The 23594-nt window shown below is 67.6% G+C and carries 16 protein-coding genes; 3 read left to right on the forward strand and 13 right to left on the reverse strand.

What is annotated here, in order from left to right; translation table 11 throughout:
* Complete coding sequence (locus ELY12_RS12730) at positions 1–702, reverse strand: DUF4331 family protein (RefSeq protein WP_126177073.1); 702 nt, start codon at positions 700–702, stop codon at positions 1–3.
* Positions 702–1367, reverse strand: a complete 666-nt coding sequence (locus tag ELY12_RS12735) for a DUF4331 family protein (RefSeq protein ID WP_164549506.1) — start codon at positions 1365–1367, stop codon at positions 702–704. Before ELY12_RS12735 ends, ELY12_RS12730 begins: the two co-directional genes overlap by 1 nt.
* Before the next feature lie 146 nt (positions 1368–1513).
* Here ELY12_RS12735 and ELY12_RS12740 point away from each other — a divergent pair, with 146 nt between their 5' ends.
* Entirely contained in the window at positions 1514–3364 is a 1851-nt protein-coding gene (locus tag ELY12_RS12740; protein ID WP_126177075.1) for a hypothetical protein, read from the forward strand.
* On the forward strand, positions 3364–7377 hold the full coding sequence (locus ELY12_RS12745; RefSeq protein ID WP_206435826.1) for a hypothetical protein: 4014 nt from the start codon (positions 3364–3366) through the stop codon (positions 7375–7377). The genes ELY12_RS12740 and ELY12_RS12745 overlap by 1 nt, the downstream gene beginning before the upstream one ends.
* Before the next feature lie 155 nt (positions 7378–7532).
* On the opposite strand, the gene ELY12_RS12750 is transcribed toward ELY12_RS12745, so the two are convergent.
* The 4 genes from ELY12_RS12750 to ELY12_RS12765 are packed head-to-tail and all read right to left on the reverse strand — an operon-like array spanning position 7533 to position 13518.
* On the reverse strand, positions 7533–8390 hold the full coding sequence (locus tag ELY12_RS12750) for a phosphodiesterase (RefSeq protein WP_126177077.1): 858 nt from the start codon (positions 8388–8390) through the stop codon (positions 7533–7535).
* Between the two features lie 28 nt (positions 8391–8418).
* On the reverse strand, positions 8419–10173 hold the full coding sequence (locus ELY12_RS12755; RefSeq protein WP_126177078.1) for a cytochrome c3 family protein: 1755 nt from the start codon (positions 10171–10173) through the stop codon (positions 8419–8421).
* A 7-nt stretch (positions 10174–10180) separates the two neighbouring features.
* The gene (locus tag ELY12_RS12760; RefSeq protein WP_126177079.1) at positions 10181–11035 is read right to left on the reverse strand and encodes a hypothetical protein; all 855 of its coding nucleotides are present in this window, start codon (positions 11033–11035) and stop codon (positions 10181–10183) included.
* Entirely contained in the window at positions 11035–13518 is a 2484-nt protein-coding gene (locus ELY12_RS12765; RefSeq protein ID WP_241229859.1) for a cyclic nucleotide-binding domain-containing protein, read from the reverse strand. Before ELY12_RS12765 ends, ELY12_RS12760 begins: the two co-directional genes overlap by 1 nt.
* Before the next feature lie 134 nt (positions 13519–13652).
* Here ELY12_RS12765 and ELY12_RS12770 point away from each other — a divergent pair, with 134 nt between their 5' ends.
* Positions 13653–14552, forward strand: a complete 900-nt coding sequence (locus ELY12_RS12770; RefSeq protein ID WP_420907057.1) for a tetratricopeptide repeat protein — start codon at positions 13653–13655, stop codon at positions 14550–14552.
* A gap of 112 nt (positions 14553–14664) precedes the next feature.
* Here ELY12_RS12770 and ftsH read toward each other — a convergent pair whose 3' ends face one another.
* The 7 genes from ftsH to ELY12_RS12805 form a co-directional block, all read right to left on the reverse strand.
* Complete coding sequence (gene ftsH / locus ELY12_RS12775) at positions 14665–16617, reverse strand: ATP-dependent zinc metalloprotease FtsH (protein ID WP_126177080.1); 1953 nt, start codon at positions 16615–16617, stop codon at positions 14665–14667.
* 70 nt (positions 16618–16687) lie between these two features.
* A complete protein-coding gene (locus ELY12_RS12780; RefSeq protein WP_241229861.1) occupies positions 16688–17653 on the reverse strand; it encodes a HupE/UreJ family protein in 966 nt (321 codons plus the stop codon).
* Positions 17650–18441: a peptidyl-prolyl cis-trans isomerase gene (locus ELY12_RS12785; protein WP_164549507.1), complete on the reverse strand. Its 792-nt coding sequence runs from the start codon at positions 18439–18441 to the stop codon at positions 17650–17652. Before ELY12_RS12785 ends, ELY12_RS12780 begins: the two co-directional genes overlap by 4 nt.
* 41 nt (positions 18442–18482) lie before the next feature.
* On the reverse strand, positions 18483–20399 hold the full coding sequence (locus tag ELY12_RS12790) for a DUF3604 domain-containing protein (RefSeq protein WP_241229862.1): 1917 nt from the start codon (positions 20397–20399) through the stop codon (positions 18483–18485).
* Between the two features lie 67 nt (positions 20400–20466).
* Entirely contained in the window at positions 20467–21264 is a 798-nt protein-coding gene (locus tag ELY12_RS12795; RefSeq protein WP_126177082.1) for a class I mannose-6-phosphate isomerase, read from the reverse strand.
* A 10-nt stretch (positions 21265–21274) separates the two neighbouring features.
* Positions 21275–22309 (reverse strand): mannose-1-phosphate guanylyltransferase, encoded by a 1035-nt coding sequence (locus ELY12_RS12800; protein ID WP_126177083.1) that lies wholly within the window; start codon positions 22307–22309, stop codon positions 21275–21277.
* Between the two features lie 22 nt (positions 22310–22331).
* Positions 22332–23564 carry a glycoside hydrolase family 130 protein gene (locus ELY12_RS12805; RefSeq protein WP_338142068.1) on the reverse strand — a complete coding sequence of 411 codons (1233 nt, stop codon included), beginning with the start codon at positions 23562–23564 and terminating at the stop codon, positions 22332–22334.
* Positions 23565–23594: the final 30 nt, after the last annotated feature.

A 23594-nucleotide genomic window follows, 5' to 3' on the forward strand; every position in this document is an offset into this window, starting at 1 on the left:
TCAGACTTTCTTGGCGCAGATATCGAGCTGGATGTTCGTTAGATCGTCACCGATCGCGATCATCAGGTTGGTGAGCTGCGTCGTCTCGTCGGCCTTGAACTGCCCGGTGACGTCGGCCGACGGCGAGACGTCGTTATAGGGGTTCTTGAGCGGCGAGCCGATCAGCACGGTCGCGACCACCGGCATCCCCATCCGGTCGACCTGCACGAACGCCGAGTCCGGATCGGTCCGGAAATCGAACGTGGTGCCGGTGTTGTCGGCCAGCTGCGCCGGTCCCTGCGCGGGCGCGAAGTAGGGGAAGGTCGTGCGGAAGGGCACGTCGTTGGCGCCCGGATTGAGCGGCAGGTTGGCAAACGTGCGCAGGCTCTGGCCCGACTTGGTCAGGTCGAGGAATAGGAACGCGAGGCTGATGTCGACCACCGCATCGTCGAGATCGCGCCCGTTGGGAAAGTTCGCCGGCAGCGACATGTCGAGCTTGAGGCTGTCGGGCACCAGCATCTGCCGAACGGTCAGCCCGCCAGTGCCAGGGACCACCTGGGTGAAGCACGGCTCCACGTCATAAGTGAATGCCGTCTGCCCGCCCCCGCCGGTCTGTACCGGGGTCGGCGTAGGCGTCGCGGTGGGAGCGGGAGCCCCGCCGCCGCCGCAGCCGGCGAGCAAGGCGGGGATCGCCAGCGATAGCAGCAGGCGGTTCGCGCGCATCACTTCTGCCCTCCGAAACGGGCCGCGGTCGACCACACTGCGATCTTGCCGGTCCCGCCGGCCACGCGGCTCTTGGGCAGTTCGATCACGAACGCGGTGTCGTTCTGGCCGGTGAAGAAGCTGCGCTGGTTGTTGAACCGGATCGATCCGGTCGAGCGCGTCTCGCGGAAGCCGAGCAGGTCGAAATAGAACGGATCGTCGAGCAGGCCGGCGAATGTCTTCACGCCATCCTTCTGCAAGATCGCTTCGACCGGTCCTTCGATCGTGCCGGTCACGCCCGGGATGCCCTCGTAACGCACCCCGAACTGGGTGGGCTTGGCCCCGGGGCCGAAGCGGACCTTGATGGTGATTTCGGGCGTATCGTCGGGCGGTGCGGTCGAGATGAGGATCTTGTACAGCACGTCGCGGTCGTAGACCGCCGGCTGCGTGCCCACGCTCGGCCCCGCGAAGGTCAGCGCCAGGCGCAGATCGTTACCGGCATACCACGCATACACGTCGGCGATATCCGCCGGGGCGTCGGGCGTGGTATCGAAGGCAGGATCGGTGCGCGTCGGCGGATCGAGGTGATCGGCGGCCCAGTTGACGGCGCCAGGCAGGACGAGCGCACCCGCCACCGCAAGTGCCAAGGCACCGCCACCCCACGCCAGCGTCGCTGCACTTCGCATTCGATCGGTCTCCCCGGCCCGAATCTTCAGCAATGCACCCGTTTGTTTTGCCGCATTCTCTCTCCCGGAGCGAATTGCGCAAGTTCGCAATTGCATTCGCGGCGGATTTTTCGCACTTTTCGCATCAGGGGGAGGTCTGGTTCCGCATGTCTGCAGCGCTGACCTTGTTGCCCGCACTGGCGTTCGCCATGCAGGCCGGCGCGCCCGCCGAGGAGCCGGCCCCGCCGCAAGAACAAACTGCACCGGCAAGCGATGAGGATAACGGACCGCCGCCGGTCGACAACGAATCGATCGAAGGCCGCCGCCGGCCGGGCTACGACGCCGAACTCCCCGACCAACTGCGCCAGACCAACCACGGCGCGGTGCGCGCGCCGCCGCCCGAGGCGTTTCCGACCGACCAGATCCCGATTCCCGACCGCTGGCGTCTGATCGAGAGCCTGGGCGTGGTGAAGGAACGCTGGTTCGATCCCTACCACCAGAACACGCTTAAGGGTGACCGGCCGCTCAAGCCCGAGAAGTGGCCCTTCATCACCGGCGACGACTGGTTCTTCTCCGCCAGCGCGGTGAGCGACACCGTGATCGAGCCGCGCACCTTCCCCATACCCGTCGGCGTGCAGACCACCCAGCGGCCCGACAGCCTCGACATATTCGGCAAGGATGCGAGCTACGTCCTGTCGCAGACCTTCATCGTCGGTGCCGCGCTGACCAAGGGCTCGACGGCGTTCAAGCCGCCCGAGATCGAATACCGGGTCTCCCTCGCGTTCAACATGAACTACGTGAACGTGCCCGAGCGGCGCGTGCTGTTCGTCGAGCCGTCGAAGCCCAGCAACCGGTTCGACCGCTTCCTGGGAGTGCAGGAAGCCTTCATCGACTACCACATCCGCAACGTCTCGGACCGCTACGACTTCGATTCCATTCGCGTCGGCATCCAGCCGTTCCAGGCCGACTTCCGCGGCTTCCTGTTCAACGACCAGCAGCTCGGCATCCGGCTGTTCGGCAACCGCGACGGCAATCGCTTCCAGTACAACCTGGCGGCGTTCTGGCGGCTGGAGAAGGACACCAATTCCGGCCTTAACGCGGTGCTGCAGCGTCCGCGCGACGATTTCCTGTTCATCGCCAACGTCTATCGCCAGGACTTCCTGATCCCCGCGCTGACCAGCCAGGTCACCGTCGCCTACAACATGAACCGTGAGGGCGACGAGTTCTATATCGACGACAACGGCTTCCCCGCGCGCCCCTCACTGCTGGGCGACCTGCGCCCGCGCAACTACGATGTCGTCTATGTCGGCTATAACGCGGATGGGCGGATCGGCCGCATCAACCTGACCGCGAGCGCCTACGGCGCGTTCGGGCAGGATCGCTACAGCTTCTTCACCAGCCGCTCCGCGGAAATCCGCAGCTTCTTCGCCGCGGCGGAGGCGAGCTATGACCAGGACTGGATCCGCGTGCGCCTGTCGGGCCTGTGGGCGAGCGGCGACCACGATCCCTATGATGACCGCGAGACCGGCTTCGACGCGGTGTTCGAGAACCCGGTCTTCGCGGGAGCGGACACGAGCTACTGGATCCGCCAATCCATCCCCTTCGCCGGCGGCGGACGCGCGGTATTCCTCAACGGCCGCAACGGCGTCCTCAATTCGCTGCGCTCGTCGAAGGAGCAAGGGCAGTCGAACTTCAACAACCCCGGCACCATGCTGGTCGGCGCGGGCGGCGATTTCGATCTGACGCCGACTTTCCGCCTGTCGACCAACGCCAACCATTTGTGGTTCGAGAATACCTCGTCGCTCGAAGCGTTGCGCAACGAAGGCTCGATCCCGCGCGACATCGGGTGGGACCTGTCCGCCGCGGCGATCTGGCGGCCCAAGGCGACGCAGAACATCGTCGCGCGCCTGTCGGCGGCGGCGCTGCTGCCGGGCAAGGGCTTTCGCGACCTGTTCGATAACTCCAACGGCAACCGAAACTACTATTCGGTGCTCGCCAACGTGATCCTGAGCTACTGATGCGCTTCGACCGCCTCCTCATGCTGTTCGCCGCGTTGCTGCTGGCCTGCGCCACCGCGTGGTCGGCGAGCGAGGCCTCTGAAGGCGAGGCACCGGTCCAGCGCACTTATGTCGCCTACCCCGCCGCGCCGGTCACCCAGTCGGTCGAGGACATGGCGGCGAAATCCGATGGCTGCACATCGTGCCACGTCGCCAGCGATGCGCCGACGATGCACCTGTCGACCGCGGTGCGCCTCGGCTGCGCGGACTGTCACGGCGGCGACCCGGCGGTGATGGGCAACCCGCAGCTCAAGCGCGACGATCCGGCCTACGTTGCGGCGCGTGAGAAGGCGCACGTGTTGCCGCGTTATCCGGGCAGCTGGCACTATCCGTCCTCGGCGAACCCCAAGGAGAGCTACGCGCTGCTCAACCGCGAAGCGCCCGAGTTCGTCCGCTTCGTCAATCCGAGCGACTACCGCGTCGCGCGCGAAGCGTGCGGGGCGTGCCACATGCCCGTTATCGAGGCCGCCGAGCGGTCGATCATGTCCACCGCCTCGATGTTCTTCGGCGGGGCATCGTACAACAACGGCATCATCCCTTATAAGAACTACATCTTCGGTGAGGCCTACACGCGCGATGGCGAGCCGGCGAAGATCGTCTCCGCCGGCGACCCGCCGGGCACCCTGACCGAGCGCCAGAAGAAGCGCGGCGCACTCGCCGAACTCTACCCGCTGCCGACCTGGCAGGTGACCCCGCCGGGCGATGTGTTCCGGGTGTTCGAGGGCGGCGGGCGGGTGATCAACCCGACCTTTGCCGAGACCGGCCTGCCCAACCCTACCGGATCGATCCAGCGGCTGGATGAGCCCGGCCGGCCGGACCTCAAGCAATCGAACCGCGGGCCCGGCACCGGCCTGCGCGTGGCGATCCCGATCCTCAACGTCCACAAGACCCGCCTCAACGATCCGCTGACCTGGTTCATGGGCACCAACGACCAGCCAGGCGATTACCGCCATTCGGGCTGCGCGACTTGCCACGTGGTCTACGCCAACGACCGCGAGCCGCGGCACTCGCTGACATATGCGGCTTATGGCCGCGACGGACAGTCGATCACCGCCGATCCGACCATCGCCGACAAGACCGAGCATGCGGCTGCCGGAAGCCACGGCGCGCTCAAGGGTGACGGCAGCGAATACGGCGAGGAGGACGAGCACGCCGCGGACGACCGGGAGAAGGGTCACCCGCTCCAGCACGTGTTCACGCGCTCGATCCCGACCGCGCAGTGCATGAGCTGCCACATGCACCAGCCGAACATGTTCCTCAATTCGTACCTCGGCTACACCATGTGGGACTACGAGGCCGACGCGCCCTCGATGTGGCCCAAGCAGCAGAAGTATCCGACCGCTGCCGAAATCCGCGCGGTCAACGAGCGCAATCCCGAAGGCGCGGCACCGCGTGGTAACTGGGCGGACGAGGATTTCCTGCGCAACGTCTACGATCTCAATCCCACGCTCAAGGACACCCAGTTCGCCGACTACCACGGCCACGGGTGGAACTTCCGCGGGGTGTTCAAGCGCGACCGGGCGGGCAACCTGCTCGACAAGGATGGCAATATCGTCAGCCCCGACGATCCGGAAAAGTGGCGCAAGGAAGGCGAAGGCAAGTTCGTCCCGCCGGGCGTGAACCCCGGCAAGACCGTGCACCTGATGGACATCCACGCCGAGAAAGGCATGCAGTGCGCAGACTGCCACTTCGCGCAGGACAGCCACGGGAACGGGCTGATCTATGGCGAGGTCGCGAACGCGGTCGAGATCGGCTGCAAGGACTGCCACGGCACCGCCGACGCCTACCCCAATCTGTTCACCAGCGGCCCGGCGGCCCCGCCGCGCGGCAACAACCTGTCGTTGCTACGCAACCCCGACGGCCAGCGGAGGTTCGAGTGGACCTACGACAGCATGGGCCGCCAGCAGCTGATCCAGCGCTCGATCGTCGATCCCAAGCTCGAATGGCGGGTGAGCCTGGTCAAGGACAGCGTCGACCCCGGCAACCCGCACTTCAACGCCAAGGCGGCGCGCGCCAAGCTGATGAGCAAGGCGGGCGCGGAAGACGGGCAGTTCGCGTTCGGCGCCGGCATCAGCCCCGAGAACCGCGCGCACCGTGACGGCGAGATGGCGTGCTTCACCTGTCACCTCTCGTGGACCACCAGCTGCGGCGGCTGCCACCTGCCGATCGAGGCGAACTGGAAGACCGAGAACCACCACGACCAGGGCGAGACCACGCGCAACTTCGCGACCTACAACCCGCAGGTCGCGCGCGACGACATGTTCCAGCTCGGCAAGCACATGACCACCAAGGGCAACGAGGTGGCGCCGGTGCGCTCCAGCTCGGCGCTCGTGCTGTCGTCGACCAACTTGAACCGAGAGCGGATCTACATCCAGCAACCGCCCGTGAGCGCGATCGGGTTCTCCAGCCAGGCCTTCGCGCCGCACTTTCCGCACACCGTTCGCACGACCGAGACCAAGACCTGCTCGGACTGCCACCTGAGCGACAAGGACGACAACAACGCCATCATGGCGCAGTTGCTCTTGCTCGGAACCAACTACGTGAATTTCGTCGGCCTCAATGCTTGGACCGGGCTGGAGGGCGGCATCCAAGCGACCCGCGTCACCGAATGGGAAGAACCGCAGGCGGTGCTCGGCAGCTACCTGCACAAATACGCCTACCCCGATTTCTACACCCAGTTCGTCGAGGGGCAAGGCCGCGAATTGAAGGACTGGACCCGCGGCAAGACCTTGGGCGCCGGCCTGTCGGGCGAAGCCAACCCACTCGAACGCTTCGCCAACGTGGTTGAGGGGACCGGCGACAAGGTCGGCTGCCTGCAACTCCGCGGCGAGTACATGTACGTCGCGGAAGGGAAAGGCGGCTTCCGGGTCTATGACGTGGCGGCGATCGCCAACAAGGGCTTCTCCGAACGCATCACCACCGCGCCGTTCTCGCCGCTGGGCCAGGACACCCGCGTGAAGAGCAAGGACGCCACCTGCATGGCGCTCCCCACCAACCAGCCGATCAACCCCTTGCGCAACACCCCCGAGATGCGCGCGATGAACCAGGAGCAGGCGTTCGAACCGATCTACAACTACGCCGCGATCACGGACTCTGTCGAAGGGCTGATCCTGGTCGACATCACCACGCTCGCCGATGGCAACTTCCGCAACAACAAGCTGAAGCGCGCCGTCACCTGGAATCCCGACGGGGTGCTCAATGATGCGCGGCACATCGTGCTGGCGGGCGAGGTTGCCTACATCACCGCCGCGCAGGGGCTGGTGACGGTCGGGCTGCACGACCCGCTCCATCCCCAGGTTGAATCGATTGTGCCCCTAGATGACGCTCGCGCGAGCGCGCTCCAGTTCCGCTATCTGTGGGTCACCACGCGCGAAGGCGTGCAACTGCTCGACGTCACCGACCTGCGCCATCCGGTGCTGGTGCCCGAGGCGACCGTGCCGCTGGCCGACGCTCGCCGGCTCTACGTCGCCCGTACCTACGCCTACGTCGCCGCCAAAGGCGACGGGCTGGTGATCCTCGACGTGACCAACCCGCGCGCGCCCAGCGTGTACCGCAAGGAAACGTTCGACGGCCGCTTGAACGATGCCGAGGACGTGGTGGTCGCCTCCACCAACGCCTCGCTGTTCGCCTACGTCGCCGACGGCCGCAACGGGATGAAGGTGATCCAGCTTACCTCACCGTCAAGCCAGCCCAACTTCTACGGCTTTAGCCCCGCGCCGATGCCCGAGCTAATCGCTTGGGCGCGCACGCCCTCGCCCGCGCTGGCGATGTCGAAGGGCCTCGACCGCGACCGCGCGGTGGACGAGACCGGCGGCCAGATCGCCGTGTTCGGCCGTCTCGGCTCGCGCCCGTTCAACCGCAGCGAGATGGAAAAGCTGTTCCTGACCTCGAAGGGCGTGCCGTGGAAGGTCAGCGATACGCCCGACATGAATCGCTGGGTGCCCGGCGCGGGGCCGGTGGTGGCGGAGCGCTAATCCTTCCCACCCGTCATCCCCGCGCAGGCGGGGATCCATCTGCAGCCTGCGCGTCAACTCCTGCGCTGGATGGATTCCCGCCTTCGCGGAAATGACGGATTAGGAGATGGGCATCAGCGGCGGCGTGTGATGGCCCGCCGCACAGGGCCGGAGCCTCAATCCCTGGGTCCGCGCTCGCCGAACATGTCGTGGATCATCGGTTGCAGCTTGTCGGTGTAGTGCGCCAGCGCGTGCCAGCCGCTGACATCCTCGTAGTGGCTGATCAGCGTCTCGCCGTCCCAGCGGTGCAGCGCATAGCGTGGAGGCTCGGTGGTGATGAGATCGCGCCCGTCGGGGTGGTGCATATCGACCGGGCGCAGGTCCATCGCCACCAGCGGCGCGACCGAGCTCGTCACACTCAGCGGGATCCCGCGAAAGGTGGTTGAAATCGGGCGGTGAAGATGCCCGCAATGGATCGCCACGATCTGGTCCTGGCCTGACACGACCGCGCCAAAGCGCGCGATCCAGTCCTCGTCTGCGGCCGGGTCCATCCAGTCGATCCCGCTCACCACCGGCGGGTGGTGCATGAAGATTACGGTCGGCGTGTCGGGATGCGCGGCGAGCTCGTCCGCCAACCACTTCGCGCGCGCGCCGCAGAACGCGCCGCCGTGCCGGCCCGGCTCCAGCGTATCGAGCAGGATCAGCCGCAGCCCGCCCGCGTCGACCGCGTAGTGCACGAACCCGCCCTCGCCGCGCACGTTGGGGAAAGCGCGAAACAGCCCTTCGCGGCTGTCGTGATTGCCGACCATCGGCCAGACGGGGAACGGGCAGGCCTCGAGCAGCGCGGCAGCATCCTCGAAACTCTCGACATCGCCGTTGTCAGTGATGTCGCCTGATACCACCAGCATATCGGGCCGGTTGGGACCGGCCAGCAGACGCGCAAGCGTCGCGCGGAAGCGCCGCAGGTTGAGCTCTTCCGGCTCCTCCTCGGGATCGAAGCCGATATGGATATCGGTCAGCTGCGCAATCAGCATCGCCACACCCCCCTGAAGCGCGCCCTCGTCACGGCCCTTGTGGCCGATCCGGCGGGCGGCTCATAGCCACCTTTCGTTGTGTATTCCCTATCTCGACCGGCGGGAGGCTGCCGCGCGGGTGATAGCTGTGACACATCGCGCAGCTCGAAGCGACTTTCGGCTTCTTCGCATCCTCGCCCAAGTGGCAGGTCCGGCAAGTCTTGATGTCGGGCAGCAGCAGGTCGCTCGCGGAGCTGGACTGTGAGGCCGCGTGGCAAGTCGCGCACTTCTCCTTCTTGTGGTCGGCATGGTCGAACCACCCGTTCGACATGTAGCGCGCCGGCTGCGTGACCGGCAGCACGCCGTTGCCGCCCGGATAGTGGCACTCGCTGCACACCCCGCCGACTGAAAGCATCCGCGAGGCGAGCGGCACCGATGCGCGCTGCGGCGGCGCGAAGTTGCCGTAATAGAGCCCGCCCGGCGCATACTCGCCCGGACGCCGCCGGCCGCTGGCGATCGGCCGCCGCGGCGCGCGGTCGGCACCGGCGAGGGCCGCGCGCATCTTGCCGATGTCGCCATGCGGCAGGGTGCGGAAGTTGCCGCCGGAGCGATCATAGACGAGGCTGTGGCAACTGCCGCAACTGGTCTCCATCACCACCGGCTGGAAACGCAAGCCGTCCTTGGTCGGCTTGTGGCAACTCGCGCAGTCGAGCGGCTTGCCGTAGCCCGCGCGCGCACCCAGCCGCATCGCCATCCGCGACGGCCCGCCGCCGGGGCGGAGGTGCAGCGCATGGGGGAACTTGATCCCGTTGAAGGTCTTGGGGTGCGCCGACAGCGCGACGCGCTGCGCCTTCTCCTGGCCCGGCTGGGTCAAAACGGCCGCCTGGAAGCCCGGGTGCACTTTGCCGAAGTCCGAGGCGTTGCCCAGCGGGGTCTTCAGCCGATCGTCCATCGTGCCGTGGCAATCGGCGCAGAACTTCTGCGCGGGCGGCTTCATCCGCCCTTCGCCCTCGTGCTCGGTGTGGCAGTCGGTGCAGGCACCCGCGCCCGGCTTGTGGAACACGTCCGCCACCTCGCGCTGGAGCTGGTCGCCCCACGACATCGGCCCGCGCGCGAGGGTCAGCTTGGGCCGCGCGGCGTGGTCGCCGATCGTCTGGTGGCAGGTGAGGCAGGCCTCATCCCGCACCGCGACGAAAGCGTCGGTGTGGCAGGACTCGCAATTGCCCTCGAGCTTGTGATGCGCGGTGCTGAGCGCCCCCGGCGTCCAGCTCGCGTCCATCAGCACCTGGCCGGGCTTGTCGGGATCGGGCTTCACCCGCTCGCGGTGCGTGAACGACCAGATGGGGATCGCGAGGAAGGCGAGGAAGATGGCGACCAGCAGCACCCACGCGACCGGCCGCTTGCCGGGAAGTGCGCTCGCGAGAGTGAAGCCGTGCGTGCCATCGCCCTTGCCACCTTCGCGCTGCTCGCGCTTGCGAAGGGTCACCTCGAACTCGCCGTCCGGCCCGGCGGCGAAATCGAGCCGGTAGGCGCCGAGCACCAGCTCCGCCGAGCCGTCGTCGTCGGTCTCGAGCTGGCGAGTGCGGCCGTTGAGCGTGAAGCCCAGCGTGCCCATCGCCTCGAAAGTCAGCGCGCGGCCTTCGGCGGTCACCCGCACATGGTGCTGCTCGACCGCGAGGTCGGGGATGGCGATATCGTTTTCCGCCGAACGTCCGATCGTCAGGACATTGCCCTCGATCATCCGCTCGCGGACGATCTCGCGCCCGGTGGCGGTCGTATCGACCTGGCGAAGGCGGAAGCTCACGCCGCGCTCACCAGTAGAAGAACACGCTGACGACGTGCGCGGTCAGCGCGCCGAGCAGGGCGACGGTGGCCGGGATGTGCACGTAAAGCCACACGTCGAGCAGCGCGCGGAGCTGCATCTGACGGCGGATTTGTGCGAGCTGCGCGGCGCGCTTATGAAGCAATCCTGCCACGCGCTGCTCGTGGGCGTCGAGTTCGTGATCGCGAGCGAAATCCTTGAGCGCGCGGGCGGTCCGGCAACCGGGGTACGAATTGGTCAGGCGCGCCAACACCCCCGCGCGGAACGGGTCCTGTTCGAGCGCGGCGATCACCCGGTCCGATTCTTCGCGCGCGAGCGGCTGGGCGGCCGCATCGAGCTGGCGGTCGAGCGCGGCGAGGCTCTCGACCATCTGCCGCTTTGACATCTCGCCGCGGTTGTTGCTGAGCTTCTCGGGCAGCTTGGCATAGACGGTGATGCCGTAGAGGCCCGAGGCGATCACCAGCATCATCAGTGCGTAGGCGAGCGTGTGGATGTTCCACCCGAGCTGAAACCCGGTGTGGAGCGTCGCGATCACCACCAGCGACAACCCGAGATAGACGTGCGCGCTGGTCCACGCCTTGAGCGACCAGCGCCCCTCGGTCATCGCCCGCTTGCGCACGCCCAGCAGCGACAACCAGACGATCAGCAGCAGCGCGATGGTGCCAAGCGTGTAGCCGTACCACGACCCGCCATTGGGCCGCGGCTTTACGTCGGCGTAGGCGTAGCCCACCCCGGCAGCGATGCAGAGCAGGACCGCGATCCACAGCCAGCGGAAGCGCTTGTGGACGAGGAAACTCTCGTGGTCGGTCGGCCGCCCGGCCTTTTCCGGGGCGAGGGTCGCCATCAGCCCACCTTGCCGATCTGCGCGACCGAAAGGAATTTCTCAGGGCCCACACGGATCGCCGCGCCGGTAGGGCAGGCACGGACGCACGCGGGACCGCCCTCGATGCCGGAGCACATGTCGCACTTGATCGCGACCTTGGGCACTTCCTTGCCAGAGGCCTCGGCCTTCTTCTTGCGCCACGAATAGCTCGCCTCGCCCGGGCCGGGGCCGAGCCCCAAGAACATCCACGACAGGAGGCCCGGCTTCTTGGGCGGCTTGGCGTCCATCCGGATGACGCCGTAGGGACAGTTGCGCTGGCAGTTGCCGCAGCCGATGCAGGTCTCGTCGATGAACACCTCGCCGTCGGGACCGCGCTTGATCGCGTTGGGCGGACAGTCGGCCATGCAGTGCGGGTGTTCGCAGTGGCGGCACGAGGTGGGAACGTGGAGGTGCGCGTAGGTGCGCCCCGCCTCGCGGTCGAGGCGGCTCAGCCCGTCGTGGCTGTCGGCGCAGGCCTTCTCGCAGTTGTCGCAGCCGACGCACAGCGTCTCGTCGATCAGCAGCACGTCGGTCGCTTCGCCGATGCCGTTGTCGACCAGGAACTGCGCGGTCTGCGAGTGATAGTCGGCGGCGTCGCCGAAGCTCTCCTTGCGTTCCTCGACGAAGGCGTTGAGCTTGCGCCGCGCGGCCATGTCCGTGAGCGCCTTCTCGCGCAGCGCCGGCTTGCGTTCGAGCAGCCGGTTGAACGCGTCGCCCGGGAAGCGGACCACCTGGCTCTTGATGGCGGACTTGACGGTGGCGGTGCGCTTCGACCCGTCGATCACCGCCATTTCGCCGAAGTACGAACCGGCGGGAAGGTAATTGAGGAACACCGGGTGGCCGCCGATGCTCTTCTCGACCACCACCGAACCGCGGCGGATCACGAACACATCCTTGTCGTCGGCGCCTTCCTCGATGATCACTTCGCCGGCGCGCTTGTCCTCGACCACCGCCGCCTCGACGATCTCTTCCAGGTCCTCGCTGGTGAGGCCCGAGCCAAACATCTGCAGCAGCTGCCGCTCGATCGAGATGCGGTTGACCGCGCGCGCCGCGCTCGGCGCGGTGGCGAGCAGCTTGAGCGCGGCGTTGCGCGAGAATTCGAGCGCGATGGTCGGCTCGGCCGCGCGGATGGTCGCGCCGCGGCGGCGGCCCGAGATGAGGCCGACCTCACCGAAGATCAGCCCCTCGCCGATCGGCACGGTGACCGACGGATCCTTCGGGTTCACCTCGACCGCTACCGATCCCTGCGCGATGGCGAACATCGACGAACCGGGATCGTTGCGAGTAAAGATCACCTCGCCCGCCTTGAAATAGCGCGCGTCCGAATCGAGCATCAACTCGCGCAGCTGGAGCGTCGACAGCTCCTGCAGGATCACCACGTTGCGGCCGAACAGGGCGAGCCATTCGTCGACCGACTGCTTGCCGGGCAGATCGGCAAATTTCTCTTCGAGGATCGGCTCGTCGGCGGGCTTCAGGCTCGTGTTCCCGGCGAGGAACTCGATCACGTCGTGCCCCTGGTTCATGCAGTGCTTGATCAGGGGGTACCCGGCGAGCGCGCCGATCACGTAGATGCCGGGAACGGTCGATTCGAACGTTGGGGTCAGGCGGGGATAGGCGACGCGGTCGGCGCTGGTGAAGGCGATGCCGGTGCCCGCCTTGATCGCGCGCTTGCCCTCGCGCTCCTCGAATTCGGCGCAAGCTGCTTCGACGAAGGCGCGCGGCGGCGCGGAGCCCATGCGGGCAATCACTCGGTCGCACGGCGCGCGCACTTCGCCGTCGCGGGTGTCGAACACGATCTCGCCCTGGTTGATCGCCGAGGCGGTGGTCTCGAGCATGACCGTGATCCGGCCCTCGCCCTCCATCGCCAGCAGCGCCTGGACGTTGGCGGCCTTCGCCGTCGCGAAGTCGCGGCTGCGGTTGACGATGGTGACCTTGTTGCCCTGCTGCGGGTCGGCCGCGAGACCCATCGCGTTCTCGATCCCCGCGTCGCCCGCACCGATCACCACGATATGCTCGTCGACGTACTCGCCGGGATCGTCGAGCTGGTACTGCACCACCGCGCCCTCACCGACAGGGCAGCGGACGAGGTTGGGGTTACCCTGCGTGCCGATCGCCATGACCACCGCCTTGGCGCGGACGGTCCGGCCGTTCTTGAGCGTGAGCTTGAAGTCGCCCGCCGCACCCTCGATCGCGGTGACCTCGGCATTCAGCATGACGTTGGCCTGCGCCTCGCCGAGCTGGCGATTCCAGGTGTCGAGGATCGCCTCGCGCTTGCCGGCATCGAAATCGAGATCGGCGCGCAGCACGAGATGCGACGGCGTCGCCATCACGTGCTTGCCCTTCTGATACTTGTAGATCGTATCCGAGAGGTGGTCGGTCTTCTCGAGCAGGACGTGGCTCATGCCCTTCGCCGCGGCATGCGCGGCGGCGCTGAGCCCGGCGGGGCCGGACCCTACGATAGCCACATCGACAATGCCGTCCGTCCCGGCCACACCCACCCCCTCAGGTCTGTCCGCATCTTAAGCAGGCGAGCGCAGATATCCAGCGGGTTTGCCGCGAATCCGGTGCGCTGCTAGTTCGGCCGCGACAATCGAGGGGAATGGGTGTGGCAAAGCCGGTCGGCAAGGGTGCAATAGTGGCGCTGGCGGCGGTCGCGCTGGCGGTCGGCACGATCGGCTGGCGGCTGGTGTACGACCCCACGCCGCCGGCTCCCGCCGCAGCGGGTACGGGCGATGCGCTCTCGGCGCTGGAGGCGGATGCCAAGGCCAATCCGGGCGACTCGGCGGGCTGGCAGCGGCTCGGCTTTGCCTATTTCGATGCTGGACGTTTCGTCGATGCTGCGTCGGCCTACCAGAAGGCCGCAGACGCGTCTCCGCGCAATGCCGTGCTATGGTCCAGCCTGGGCGAAGCGCTCGTGATGGCGAGCGAGGACAACCCGATGCCGCCCCGCGCTCTGGCTGCGTTCAAGAAGGCCGCCGGCCTCGATCCCAAGGATGCGCGGGCGCGCTACTTCCTCGCGGTGAACCGCGACATCGGCGGCGATCACAAGGGTGCGATCGACGATTGGCTCGCGCTGCTTGCCGAGACGCCGCCGGGGGCGCCGTGGGAGGCCGATCTCAAGCGGACGATCGAGCAGGTCGGCAAGATCAACGACATCGACGTGACCGCGCGCATCGCCGCCGCGACCGGCCGGCAGCCCAAGCCCGCGCATCCGGCGTTCGATGCGATTCCCGGTCCGTCGCAGGAACAGATCGCTGCTGCCGGGAGCATCCCGCCGGGCGAGCAGCGCGCGATGGCGGAGGGTATGGTCGCCAACCTCGAAGCCAAGCTGAAGGCCGATCCGGCGAACGTCGATGGCTGGATCATGCTGATGCGCAGCCGCAAGACACTTGGCCAGGATGCGGCGGCGAGCAAGGCGTTCAACGATGCGGTCTCGGCCAATCCGGGGCGCAGGGCAGCACTGGAGCAGGCCGCGAGCCAGCTGGGCGTGCGGCGCTAAGTCTCACCTTCAACCTCGTCGCCCCGGACCTGATCCGGGGCGGCGCTGCCTTCTCGCAGACGTCGCAAAGGCAAGCACTGGCCCGGATCAAGTCCGGGCCGACGTCGAGGTGTTAGGACGCCGCCGGCGCCTCGCCGCCGAACCGCCGCCCGGCTTTCGGGATCGCAGACCCGCGTACCGGCTTGGCCGTCGGCGCGCTGGGCGCATCGGGCCGATCGATTGTGCCGGTGTCGAGCAGCTGCCTGATCTCGTCGCCGTTCAGCGTCTCGTACTCGAGCATCGCCTGCGCGAGCAGGTGGAGCTTGTCCTCCTGCGTCTTCAGGATGTCGGTCGCCCGCGCGTGCGCGCCTTCAACGAGCGCCTTGATCTCGGCGTCGATCAGCTTGTTGGTCTCGTCCGAGCCCATCGTGCGCTGGCTACCACCGTAGCCGAGGTAGCCCTCCTGCGTCTGCTCGTACTGCAGCGGGCCGAGCTTGTCGCTCATACCCCATTTGGTGACCATGTTGCGCGCGAGACTGGTGGCATACTGGATGTCCGAGCTCGCGCCCGACGACACCTTGTCGTGACCGAAGATCAGTTCCTCCGCCACCCGGCCGCCCATGCTCACCGCAAGGTCGGCGTGCATCTTGTCGCGGTGGTACGAGTAGTTGTCGCGCTCCGGCAGGCGCATGACCATGCCCAGCGCGCGGCCGCGCGGGATGATCGTCGCCTTGTGGATCGGGTCCGACGCCGGCTCGTGCATCGAGACGAGCGCGTGGCCGGCCTCGTGGTAGGCGGTCATCTTCTTCTCGTCGTCTGTCATGACCATCGAGCGGCGCTCGCTGCCCATCATGACCTTGTCCTTGGCGTCCTCGAACTCCTGCATCGCGACCAGGCGCTTGTTGCGGCGGGCAGCGAGGAGCGCCGCCTCGTTGACGAGGTTGGCGAGATCCGCGCCCGAGAAACCGGGCGTGCCGCGGGCAATCGTCCGCGCGTTGACGTCGGGCGCCAGCGGCACCTTCTTCATGTGCACGGCGAGGATCTTCTCGCGCCCGTCGATGTCCGGCACCGGCACCACCACCTGTCGGTCGAAACGGCCCGGACGCAGCAGCGCGGGATCGAGCACGTCGGGCCGGTTGGTGGCGGCGATTATGATGATGCCTTCGTTCGCCTCGAACCCGTCCATCTCGACCAGAAGCTGGTTCAGCGTCTGCTCGCGCTCGTCGTTCGAGTTGCCGAGGCCGTGGCCGCGATGGCGGCCGACCGCGTCGATTTCGTCGATGAAAACGATGCACGGCGCGTTCTTCTTCGCCTGCTCGAACATGTCGCGCACGCGGCTCGCGCCGACGCCGACGAACATCTCGACGAAGTCGGAGCCGGAAATGGTGAAGAACGGCACGCCCGCCTCACCCGCGATGGCGCGGGCGAGCAGCGTCTTGCCGGTGCCGGGCGAGCCGACCAGCAGCGCGCCCTTGGGAATCTGGCCGCCGAGCTTGGAGAAGCGCTGCGGATCGCGCAGGAACTCGACGATTTCCTCCAGCTCCTCGCGCGCCTCGTCGATGCCGGCGACGTCCGCAAAGGTGACGCGTCCCTGCTTCTCGGTCAGCATCTTGGCCTTGGACTTGCCGAAGCCCATCGCGCCGCCCGCGCCCCCGCCCTTCTGGACCTGGCGCAGCGCGAAAAAGGCGATGCCGAGGATGAGGATGAACGGGAGCGACTGGATCAGGAGGACGAGGAAGACGTTCGTCTGCTCGGCTTCCTTGCCTGAATAGGCGACGCCCGCGCTATCGAGCAGCTTGGGCAGCTCGGTATCGTTGTACACCGGCGTAGTGGTGAAGGTATCGCCGCTCTTCAGCGTGCCGGTGATCTTGTCGGGCGCGATCTGGACGCTCTTGACCGTGCCCGCCACGACCCGGCTCTTGAACTCCGAATAGCCGATCGCGGAGCCCGGCGCCTGCCCGGCCTGGCCGAACATCGACACCACCAGCAGCAGCGCGAGGAAGATGCCGCCCCACACCATCAGGCTCTTGATCCAGGGGTTGGGACCGCCGGGGCCCTGTCCTTGCGGATCCTTGTCGTCGTTCATCGAGTGCGCCGTCCTTTCGTCACCGTGGAATGTAGGCGCAGGAGGGTGAATGGCAAGCTAACCGCGAGGCTCAAGCGACGAGGCGGTCGATCAGCCAGTACGAAGCGGTGATGCCAATCCCGTACGCGGCAATGCGCATGGCCGGCGCGAAGGCTGGCCGCGCCAGTCGCTGCATGAGCGCAAGGACCGCAAGGACGGTGACGACCACCGCCAATTGCCCTGCCTCCACGCCCAAGTTGAACGCGAGCAGGGCGGCCGGAACCTCGCCCTCGGGTAAGCCGATCTCCTTGAGCGCACCGGCAAACCCGAACCCGTGGACGAGCCCGAAGGCGAACGCGATCGCCCACGGATAGCGCAGAGTCACACTCGGCCCGTCTCGCAGCAGTTCGGCTGCGAGAAATACGATCGACAGCGCGATCAGCGCCTCGACCGGCTGCTGCGGCAGGCCGACCATGCCGAGCGTCACTCCTGCCAGCGTCAGCGAATGCGCGAAGGTGAACGCCGTCACCGCCTTCGCGACTGCCCACCCGCGCCGCACCAGCAGCACCAGCGCGATCACGAACAGCAGGTGGTCCCACCCGGCGAGGATGTGCGTGACCCCAAGCACGCCGTAGGTGCGCCAGATCTGAAGCGCCGAAGGCTTCGCGGCCATTACAGTCGAAGGCGCTTCCGGGGTCAGCCGGAAGCTCTGCACCTTACCGGCCAGCGGCGCGATCCGCAGCAGCACGTCTCCGCCGCCGAGGATTTCGCGGTACCCCAGCCGGCTGCCGGCTAGCGGGCCGACGCAGGTCAGGTTCGCGCTGCCGACCAGGGCGAGCGGCGCGACACGCTTGTGCGGGCCGTCCGCAATCCGGCAGTTGGCCGGGATCAGCGGCACCACCAGTTGCGGCTCGCCGGGCGTCGTCAGAGGCTGCTTCCACCCGAGCGACCAGTGCGCGGTGTCGCGCTGGCGCAGCTCGATGTAGCCGGGCCGCAGTTCGTCTGCCGATACCGCCGCCGCGCACAGCAGCAGCACCAGCGCGGCGAGGAATCTCACTTGGCGATCCGCACCGTGTAGGATGCGCGGAGCGTGCGGTAGGCGGCGTCCTGCCGCGCGCGCCCCGTCTCGGCGCGCCAGTCGTCCTCCACCCGCGCGCGGATCGCGGACAGCGGCGGGAGCACGCCAGGCTGCTTCGCGGTCAGCCGGACGAGGTGCCAGCCGAGCGCGCTTTCGATCGGGCCATGCCACGCCTTGGCGGGTTCGAGTCCTTCGAGGGCGGCGGCGAAGTCCGGCCCCATCTCATCGCTCACCGTCTTGCGGCTGGCGGCGTCGAAGTGCGCGGGCAGCGAGATCGCATCGCCAACCTTGGTCCAGTCGGCCCCGCCCTCGAGCAGGGTCCTGGCCACCACCGCACGGCCTCGCGAAGTGAAGTAGAGCTGGTCGAAGGTCAGCTGCATGTCCTGCGCGAAGCGGTCGGGATGGTCGCGCAGCCACTTCGCCAGGGTCGCATTGTCGGGCTTTTCGGCGTCCGCCGCGCTGGCGGCGATCACGTCCATCTTCTGCGCGAGGCGCTTGCGCACCACCGCGTCGCCTTCCTCCAACCCGAGCCGCAGTGCCTCGCGGTAGAGCACTTCCTCGCGCACCCAGCGCTGGATCAGCGCGTCGAGCTCGGCCTGCGTCGGCGGACGGCCCATGACTTCGGCGAAGTTGACCGACAGCCGCGCCTGGTCCTCGCGGCTGAGGTCGATCACCCGGCTCGCCGGATCGTCGGGCTGTACCCGCCACGACAGGACCGCGAAGATCGCGAGGCCCGCGACCAGGAAATGAACCAGCGGCTCGCGCACGAGCCTCCGAAAGACGCCTCTCGGGCGCGATGGGCTTGCGGTCACGTCTTGTGCGGAATCAGCCATATCGGCGAGGAGTACGCACGTTCCTGCGCCACCGCATCCTTCATCGCGTCGGCCGACAGCGTGAGGTGATAACGCAGCGCGTCGAACAGCACCCAGCGCGGGGTCGGGATCTCGATCACGCGCACGTAGTAGAACGCCGACTGGCCGGCGCGGTACTCGGGATCGCGCCACAGCGCACGGAGCTGCTTGGCGCCGATGGTGTTGGTGTAGCTCGCCTTGGCCCGGTCGACCGTGTCGCCCACCGCCGGGACCTTGCCGCCCGACATCGGCCGCTTTGCCGCGTCGGACCAGACGACGTCGAACACCTTCTCGTGGCTCACGCCGCCCGCGTCGACCCAACCCTTGATCACCTGCACCCGGTCGAGATTGGCGCCGATCGGGTCCTTCAGCGCCTCGATCATGAACACCGGCGCCTTCCCGCCGTCAGCCAGCTCCCCGCCCATCGGCACGCCGCGCTTATATCCGGCCTGGACCCAACCTTGGCCGCCGAAATCCTGCGGCGAAAAATCAAAGCCGCCGAACATCCGCACGGTCATGCGCGGGCCGGTGGTGGCATAAACCTCGCGCCGCTTGAGCGCGTCGAAGATCTCAGCCCGGGTGTTCGCCCTGGCCCACACCCCCGCGTAGCCGCCGGCGAGGTAGTGGTAGCCGAAGCGGCCCTGATCGGTGCCCAAGTTCTGCGGGCTCATCACCCGCTTGGGGCTCGGCTCGTTGCCGGTGTGCTTGCCGAAGAAGTTGTTCTCGTCCGCGGTCGGCAGGCCGGTGTGGCTGTCGGTCCCGCCGACCATGCCGAAGCGATAGGGATTGACCCCCGTCCGGGCCTCGATCGTGAGACCGCGCTTCAGCGCCTCGCGTACATAGTTGCCGCCGAACATGTCGGGCGTCGCCCGGCGGGTCAGCGGCAGGTTGCCGAGCTCCCATCCGGCGACGCCGAAGCTCGCGAACTCGTCGTTCGGCGAAAGGAACTTGTGCGCCTCGCTGTCGCCCTTGATCTGGGTCGCCTCGACCACCGGTTCGTGGCTCGCGCGGCGCCGCGCGTACTCGGCGGTCATTGGCCCGCCGCCGGGCATCGTCAGCTCCCACATCAGCCCGTTCGACACGTTGCCGTTGTGCGGAATCGCCAGCACGTGGCCGCCGGTCTTCTTCTCGTAGGCGTCCATGTAGTCCCACAGCTCGTCGACGTTGCCGCCGAGACCGGGGAACGGGCGGACCTGGCTGGTCTTCGCGCTGCCGTCGCGGAAGAGCACCACGCGGTGGAGGTTATTGCCGTCGGGCATCAGCGTGTATTCGAAGCCGCCGAGCGCGGTGAACTTTCCAGGCTCGTTGAAGCGGTCGATCGTCTGGAGGTGGCGGCGCCAGATTTCCTCGGTCGCCTTGGCCTGGTTGGCCGGATCGCGCAGCGCGGCGGGGAGCGTCCCATTGGCGGCGGCGGTGATGAGCTCCGCCACCGCGCGCTGCGATTGCTGCGGCCCCTCGTGCATCATGTCGTGCCACTTGCGCAGCGTCTCGTCGCGGATCAGCATCCGGGGCGCATCGTAGAGCCGCCGGGTCGCGCCGAGCCCGTCCGAGTGGTCGGCGATGACGAGGAAATCGAGCGGCCGTTCGAGCTGCGCGGGCACCCCGGTGCTCGAGATTACCTTCTCGCCGCGCGCGAACCGCAGCGCGTCCTCAGGGCCGAGGCGCGCGCCGAAGCCGAAGGCGTCAATCGAATTGTCGGTGTGGAGGTGGGTGTCACCCCAATAGACCCGCTCAGGGTATGCCGCGACCGGCACGGTGCCGGTCCCGTCGCCGCTCGCCGCCGGGCTCGATCCGCCCGCCGTTACCGTCATATCGCAGGCAGTCAGCGTCAGCAGCAGCGCGCTCGCGCCGAGCAGGTGTCGCAAATGGCGCATGGGCCCTCCCCCCTTGCCGCGACCGGGGAGCAGCTTCTCTTGCTAATCTATGTTCGTCAAGCCGCCGTCAGAGCGGCTGCGCGATCAGTGCGCGGTAGTCGCCGAAGGTGATCGCGGATAGGCTGTCGGCCAAGCCGCATTCGCCGGCTGCGATCGTTTCTCCCGCCAGCGTGACCGGGCCATCCACCGGAATGACCAGCAGCGGCTTGTCGCCGTAGCGCGCGGCGGTCGCTGCGTTGGGCGCGCCGTCGAGCCGGTCGAGGCGGAAGTGCGGACCATCGACCAGCTGGATGTCGCCGCGCTCGGGCACATGCCGCCGCAGCGCCGGATCGTGCGGCCCGCCATTCGCGACCGCGATCCCCTCGTCGAGGTGCAGCTCGCGCGGGCGACCGTAGTCGTACAGGCGATAGGTGATGTCGGAGTTCTGTTGCACCTCGATCAGCGACAGTCCCGCGCCGATCGCGTGCACCGTCCCTGCGCTGAGATAAATGAAGTCGCCAGGCTTGACCGCGTGCCATTCGAGCAGGTCCTCGATCGAACCGTCGAGCGCTGCCGCGCGCATCTGCTCGGGTGAGACTTGCTCCTTGAACCCGACCGCGAGCTTGGCGCCGGGTTCGGCGGTCAGCACCAGCCAGCATTCCTCCTTGCCGCGGCTGCCCGCGGGTGCCTGCGCGTCCGATGGGTGGACCTGGACCGACAGCGCCTCGCTGGTGAAGAGGTATTTGACCAGCAGCTCCGGCAGTTCGGCCGGCGGCTCGAACCAGATCTCGCCGATGCGCTGACCCTCCGGCGCGGCAAAAGGCGGCGGCAGGTGGTCCTGGCCCCACGGCTTTTCGACCGACTTGGTGGGGAGTGCCCGGCTCATTGCCACCTCGTCATTGATTAGCCGCCCCCGACAGCTTGCCCACGAGCTGCGCGCCGGCCGCGCTGGTGACCAGCACCTCGTCGCCATCGACCACCACGATCACGTCATCGAGCCCGATGACCGACACGCGCGGGCCGTCTGTTTCGACGAGGACGTTGCGGCACTCGACCAGCTCGACTTGGCCCGAAGTGCGATTGCCCGCCTCGTCGCCCGGCCGCGCATCGCGCAGGGCTTCCCAGTTGCCGATGTCGGACCAGCCCATGTCGGCAGGGACAACCGCCGCGCGGGTGGTGTTCTCCATCACCGCGTAGTCGACCGACTCGCCGGAGATGTCGGCAAAGGGTTCGGCCGCGGGATGGAACTGCTGACCCTCGTAGCGCCCACCGGCGACCGCCTTGCGTACCGCCTCCGCCATCGCGGGCCGGTGCTGCTCGAGCTCGTCCATGAACGCGCCCGCGCGGAAGGCGAAGATGCCGCCGTTCCAAGCGTGCCCGCCCTCGGCAAGGAAGCGCTCGGCGGTGGCCCGGTCAGGCTTCTCGACGAAGCGGTCGACGCGGTTGCCGCCTTCGATTTTCTCGCCGGTGCGGATGTAGCCGTAGCCGGTCTCGGGCCGGTCGGGCGCGATCCCGAACGCGACCATCCAGTCCTCGGCGGCAAGCTTGGCGGCGGCGCGCGCGGCCGCGGTGAAGCTCGCGCTATCGGCGATGTGATGGTCGCTCGGGCACACCAGCATGATCGAGTCCTTGGGCAGCAGCGCGGCGGCGAGGCCGATCGCGGGCGCGGTGTTCTTGGCCGCAGGCTCGACGATCACCGTCGCGTCCTCGCCCGCCTGCTCGGCGATATGCTCGATGTGCGCGGACCCTGCGACGATCACCGGTTCGGCAAAGTGGTCCTCGTCGAGCCAGCGGTCGAGCGTCGCCTCGAACAGCGTGCGGTCGCCGACCAGCGGCAGGAAAGGCTTGGGCTTGGCCTTGCGGCTGCGCGGCCACAGGCGCGTGCCGCTGCCGCCGCACAGGATGACGGGGTGAATGGTGGGTTCGCTCATGATCGCCACCTCAACGCTCCGGTCACACCATAAGTTGCAGCAAATCGTCGATTTTCACCGTCGCGAAGCCGACGGAGCTGTCGGAGATTCCGTAGGGCACGAACAGCCGCTCGCCGACCTTGAGCGCGCCGCAGGTATAGACCACGTTGGGCACGTAGCCCGAGCGGTCGGCATTCTCGGCGGTCAGCACCGGTTCCTTGGTTCGGCCGATCACCTTCGACGGATCGTCGAGGTCGAGCAGCGCCGCGCCGAGCGCGTACTTGCGCATCGCGCCGACGCCGTGGGTGAACAGCAGCCAGCCCTTGTCGGTCCTGATCGGGCTGCCGCAGTTGCCGATCTGGATGAACTCCCACGGGAACTTGGGCTCCATCAGCAGGGCGCCCTCGCTGTCCCACCGGTCGATCCGGCGCGAGCGGAGGAGATAGAGGTTCTTGCCGTCCTGCCGGCCGACCATCGTGTAGTACCCGCCGCACTTCTCGGGAAACAGCGCCATGCCCTTGTTGCGGCCCGCACGCCCCTCGATCGGTTCGAGCAGGAACCGGCGGAAGTCCTCGGTCCGCAGCAGTTCGGAGCGGATCGTCTTGCCCGAATAGGCGGTGTAGGTGCCGATCCATTCGTAATCGCCGTTGCCGTGCTGGAAGCGGACCAGCCGCAGGTCCTCGAGCCCGCCGCTCTGCTGCTCGGTGATCGGGAAGATCACCGTGTTCGAGAGCGAGCTTTCCGGGTGGCGGTGCACGGTCACGCCGCGGTCCGCATCGTAGAGACTGGCGTCATCGAGCTCGACCGAGGTCGCGAAGGCGCTTTGCGGCCACAGGTCGAACGTGCCGTCGGGGTGCGCGATACCCTCGCGGAACACGATCGAGCTTATGTGCCCCTCGCCCACCGCGCGCAGGGACATTACGAAGCGCACCGCGCCGCCGAGACAGCCCGACTGGTCGGGATGCGGCACGATCGACGGGTTCATCAGCGCCGCGGCCGAATAGGTATATTCGTGGCAGAAGTAGGCGCCGATGAGCTTGCGCCGCATCGGCGAGAAATCACGCTCGCCGAGGTGCAGCGACGCTTCGACCTCCTCGAAGCGATCCTTGAACATCGCCTCGGTCTGCCAGTGGCGTTCCTTGAAGTCGGTGAGCACTTTGCGGTACTCCTCGCGCACGCGGTTCTCGCTCAGCGCGGCGACGTCCTCGACCAGCCGCAAAGCGCGGTTGCTGCCCGAGCGGGCCGCCTGCCAACCGAGATGGAACGGCCGCAGCACGACCCGCGACGGGTCGGCGTGAAGCCGCGT

Source organism: Tsuneonella rigui (assembly GCF_003958625.1).
GTDB classification, from domain to species: domain Bacteria; phylum Pseudomonadota; class Alphaproteobacteria; order Sphingomonadales; family Sphingomonadaceae; genus Tsuneonella; species Tsuneonella rigui.

Coding starts and splice junctions, on each gene's coding strand:
- ELY12_RS12730 (WP_126177073.1), bottom strand. CDS start 702: ATGCGCGCGAACCGCCTGCTGCTATCGCTGGCGATCCCCGCCTTGCTC.
- ELY12_RS12735 (WP_164549506.1), bottom strand. CDS start 1,367: ATGCGAAGTGCAGCGACGCTGGCGTGGGGTGGCGGTGCCTTGGCACTT.
- ELY12_RS12740 (WP_126177075.1), top strand. CDS start 1,514: ATGTCTGCAGCGCTGACCTTGTTGCCCGCACTGGCGTTCGCCATGCAG.
- ELY12_RS12745 (WP_206435826.1), top strand. CDS start 3,364: ATGCGCTTCGACCGCCTCCTCATGCTGTTCGCCGCGTTGCTGCTGGCC.
- ELY12_RS12750 (WP_126177077.1), bottom strand. CDS start 8,390: ATGCTGATTGCGCAGCTGACCGATATCCATATCGGCTTCGATCCCGAG.
- ELY12_RS12760 (WP_126177079.1), bottom strand. CDS start 11,035: ATGGCGACCCTCGCCCCGGAAAAGGCCGGGCGGCCGACCGACCACGAG.
- ELY12_RS12770 (WP_420907057.1), top strand. CDS start 13,653: ATGGGTGTGGCAAAGCCGGTCGGCAAGGGTGCAATAGTGGCGCTGGCG.
- ftsH (WP_126177080.1), bottom strand. CDS start 16,617: ATGAACGACGACAAGGATCCGCAAGGACAGGGCCCCGGCGGTCCCAAC.
- ELY12_RS12790 (WP_241229862.1), bottom strand. CDS start 20,399: ATGCGCCATTTGCGACACCTGCTCGGCGCGAGCGCGCTGCTGCTGACG.
- ELY12_RS12795 (WP_126177082.1), bottom strand. CDS start 21,264: ATGAGCCGGGCACTCCCCACCAAGTCGGTCGAAAAGCCGTGGGGCCAG.
- ELY12_RS12800 (WP_126177083.1), bottom strand. CDS start 22,309: ATGAGCGAACCCACCATTCACCCCGTCATCCTGTGCGGCGGCAGCGGC.